The organism is Microbacterium sp., from assembly GCF_035554235.1.
In the GTDB taxonomy this organism is placed as follows: domain Bacteria; phylum Actinomycetota; class Actinomycetes; order Actinomycetales; family Microbacteriaceae; genus Microbacterium.
On sequence record NZ_DATMIO010000010.1, the window covers coordinates 1 to 2,115 of the forward strand.

Annotated in this window: 3 protein-coding genes; all 3 read left to right on the forward strand. The window is 68.7% G+C overall.

Translation table 11 applies throughout. The features are described from left to right. The first annotated feature begins 76 nt into the window (after positions 1 to 76). On the forward strand, positions 77 to 718 hold the full coding sequence (locus VNT50_RS00505) for an NAD(P)H-binding protein (RefSeq protein WP_325483150.1): 642 nt from the start codon (positions 77 to 79) through the stop codon (positions 716 to 718). After that, positions 715 to 1,056 carry a TraR/DksA family transcriptional regulator gene (locus tag VNT50_RS00510; RefSeq protein WP_325483151.1) on the forward strand — a complete coding sequence of 114 codons (342 nt, stop codon included), beginning with the start codon at positions 715 to 717 and terminating at the stop codon, positions 1,054 to 1,056. Before VNT50_RS00505 ends, VNT50_RS00510 begins: the two co-directional genes overlap by 4 nt. A gap of 168 nt (positions 1,057 to 1,224) precedes the next feature. Continuing rightward, positions 1,225 to 2,115: S1 RNA-binding domain-containing protein (locus tag VNT50_RS00515; protein WP_325483152.1), on the forward strand; the 891-nt coding region annotated here is incomplete at its 3' end.

Consider the following 2,115-nt stretch of genomic DNA (forward strand, 5'->3'; position numbering starts at 1 on the left):
CCGAAGTGGCGCGCTCGGTCGAGGCCGCCCGCGACGCCTGACCGCCGCGTAGCGTGGAGGGGTCGAAGGAGTTCGCATGTCCCGCATCCTGATCGTCGGGGGCCACGGCAAGGTCGCCCTTCTTCTCGCCCCGCTGCTCGCGGCCCGGGGCGATGAGGTCACGAGCCTCATCCGCAACCCCGAGCACGTGCCCGACATCGCGCAGTCCGGTGCCACGCCGCAGATCGCGGATGTCGAGTCGCTGGACGTCGATGGGCTCGCGGCGCTCTTTGCGGGGCACGACGCGATCGTCTGGTCCGCGGGAGCGGGAGGGGGCGATCCCGCGCGCACGTACGCCGTAGACCGGGATGCGGCGATCCGCGCCATGGAGGCCGCCCTCGCGGCGGGCCCATCCCGCTTCGTGATGGTGTCGTACTTCGGTGCAGGTCGTGATCACGGGGTCGACCCGGGCAGCTCCTTCTTCGCGTACGCCGAGGCGAAGGCGGCCGCCGACGCGCACTTGCGCGGTACCGCGCTGGCCTGGACGATCCTGCAGCCGAGCACCCTGACCCTCGACGAGCCGACGGGACGCATCGACGCGCACGCTGTCGAGTCGCGCTCGGTGAGCCGGGCGGATGTCGCAGCCGTCGTCGCGGCGACGCTGGCGGAGAACGCGACCGTGGGCCGCAGCATCCGATTCAATCGAGGCGAGGTGCCGATCGCCGAGGCGATCAAGTGAGTGACGAGTTCGCGCTCTTGATCGACGGGAGCATCCGCGCGCAGGCGGCCCGCCTGGCGGCGGTGGAGGCGCAGCTCACGTCGATTCGAGATGCGCGGGGCGCTGCCACAGCCGACGACGAGCACGACCCGGAAGGCGCGACGCTCGCGACCGAGTGGTCGCGCGCGGAGGGTCAGCGCGCCGACGCCCTGCGCGAGCTGGGGGAGCTGGATGCTGCGCGGGCGCGGTTGGCGGCCGGAACCTACGGGGCCTGCAGGGGCTGCGGACGGCGGATTCCGGCCGAACGCTTGCGGCTTCTCCCCGCAGCGTCGCTGTGCGTGCCGTGCGCCGACCGGTGACTTGCCACCCCGCCCGCGCGTTCTGATACCCTGAACTGTCACGCATGTGGCCATTTCGGCATGCGCGCGCGACATCGCAATCCAATCCACCTCGCTTCACCCCGCAGTACTTGCGTGCGCCGCGGCAGGAAGCCCGACACCCCCAACCCAACAAGGACAACCCACTACATGACTATCGCAACGACCGCCCCGGCCACCAAGCAGGTCGCCATCAATGACATCGGATCTGCTGAGGACTTCCTGGCCGCGGTCGAACTGACCCTCAAGTTCTTCAACGACGGCGACCTCATCGAAGGAACCGTCGTGAAGATCGACCGCGACGAGGTCCTCCTCGACGTCGGGTACAAGACCGAGGGCGTCATCCCCTCGCGCGAGCTCTCCATCAAGCACGACGTCGACCCCAACGAGGTCGTCAAGGTCGGCGACGCCGTCGAGGCCCTCGTTCTCCAGAAGGAGGACAAAGAAGGTCGGCTGATCCTGTCGAAGAAGCGCGCACAGTACGAGCGCGCCTGGGGCGACGTGGAGAAGATCAAGGAGAACGACGGAGTCGTCACCGGTTCCGTCATCGAGGTCGTCAAGGGCGGCCTCATCGTCGACATCGGCCTCCGCGGCTTCCTTCCCGCCTCGCTCATCGAGCTGCGCCGCGTCCGCGACCTCACGCCGTACCTCGGCCAGGAGATCGAGGCCAAGATCCTCGAGCTCGACAAGAACCGCAACAACGTCGTCCTGAGCCGCCGCGCGCTGCTCGAGCAGACGCAGTCCGAGTCGCGCACCACGTTCCTGAACAACCTGCACAAGGGTCAGGTCCGCAAGGGTGTCGTCTCCTCGATCGTCAACTTCGGCGCGTTCGTCGACCTGGGCGGCGTGGACGGCCTCGTGCACGTCTCCGAGCTCTCGTGGAAGCACATCGAGCACGCCAGCGAGGTCGTCGAGGTCGGCCAGGAGGTCACCGTCGAGGTGCTCTCCGTCGAGCTCGACCGTGAGCGCGTCTCCCTGTCGCTCAAGGCGACGCAGGAGGACCCGTGGCAGGTCTTCGCCCGCACCCACGCGATCGGTCAG